Below are 1,355 nucleotides of genomic sequence, written 5' to 3'. Positions count from 1 at the left end.
GATAAGGTACAATAAGTTGCGCAAATTGAAAATCGCATAAAAGAAGACATAGCTTGCAGGCTCTGGTAGAATGAAGTTACCACACAAACATTCGAAAGGAGCAAGCAAACTATGTCCGAGAAAATTGTACAGCTGAATGAGGAAATTATCAAGGGGCAGCTCAAAGAATTAGTTCGAGGAAGTGTAGAAGAAACCCTGAACGAGCTGCTGGAAAAGGAGGCGGAGTCCCTGACGCAGGCCGCCCGCTATGAGCGCAGCGAGGCCCGTCAGGGCTACCGCAGCGGCCACTATGACCGGAATCTCACCACAACCTCCGGCGACGTCACGCTCCACATGCCCCGGCTCAAGGGCGTGTCCTTTGAGACTGCCATCATCGAGCGGTATCGCCGCCGGGAGAGCAGCGTGGAGGAGGCCCTCATCGAGATGTACCTGGCGGGCGTCTCCGTGCGCCGGGTGGAGGACATCACGGAGGCACTGTGGGGCAGCAAGGTCTCGCCCGCCACCATCAGCGAGCTGAACAAGAAAGCCTACGTTCACATCGAGGACTGGCGGAACCGCCCCTTGCAGGGCGGGCGCTATCCGTATGTCTATGTGGACGGCATCTACTTGCGCCGCAACTGGGGCGGAGAGTACGAAAATGTTGCTGTTTTGGTGGCAATTTCCGTGAATGAGGACGGTTTTCGTGAGGTTTTGGGAGCCGCCGAGGGCATGAAGGAGGACAAGGCCAGTTGGGTCAGCTTCTTCCAGTGGCTCCGTGGACGCGGCTTGGACGGTGTAAAGCTCATCGTCGGCGACAAGTGTATGGGGATGCTGGAGGCCGTGGGTGAGGTGTTCCCAGATGCCAAATACCAGCGCTGCACGGTGCATTTCTACCGCAACGTTTTCTCTGTTGTACCCAAATCCAAGGTTAAAATTGTGGCAAAAATGCTCAAGGCGATCCACGCCCAGGAGAGTAAGAAGGCGTCCCGCGAGAAGGCAAAGACTGTGGTCGCCGAGCTGCGCGCCATGAAACTGAAGGAGGCTGCCAAGAAGGTCGAGGACGGCATTGAGGAGACGCTGACCTACTGCGATTTTCCCAGCGAGCATTGGACGCGTATCCGCACCAACAACGTGATTGAGCGGCTGAACCGTGAGATCCGCCGCAGAACCCGCGTGGTGGGAACGTTCCCTGACGGCAACTCCGCCCTGATGCTGGTCTGCGCGAGGCTGCGCCATGTGGCAGGTACCCAGTGGGGCAACAAGAAATACATGAACATGAAGCACTTGGAGGCGGCTCTGTACGACGCCTCTATTGCCGGCTGACTTCATTCAGCCGGAGCCTGCAAATAATTTTGCGCATAAATCTTGACGGCACC

1 protein-coding gene is annotated in these 1,355 nt (G+C 56.8%); it reads left to right on the top strand.

The window, feature by feature from the left end:
• Positions 1–111 precede the first annotated feature (111 nt).
• Entirely contained in the window at positions 112–1,302 is a 1,191-nt protein-coding gene (locus ACTQ34_RS17935; RefSeq protein WP_441364960.1) for an IS256 family transposase, read from the top strand.
• Positions 1,303–1,355 lie beyond the last annotated feature (53 nt).

It is taken from the genome of Agathobaculum sp. LCP25S3_E8, assembly GCF_052117165.1.
In the GTDB taxonomy this organism is placed as follows: Bacteria; Bacillota; Clostridia; order Oscillospirales; family Butyricicoccaceae; genus Agathobaculum.
The sequence above is the reverse complement of the archived record's forward strand: the minus strand, read 5'-3'. Positions and strand labels throughout refer to the sequence as shown.

Excerpts from the sequence above, each read along its gene's own strand:
- ACTQ34_RS17935 (WP_441364960.1), top strand. The coding sequence starts at position 112 with ATGTCCGAGAAAATTGTACAGCTGAATGAGGAAATTATCAAGGGGCAG.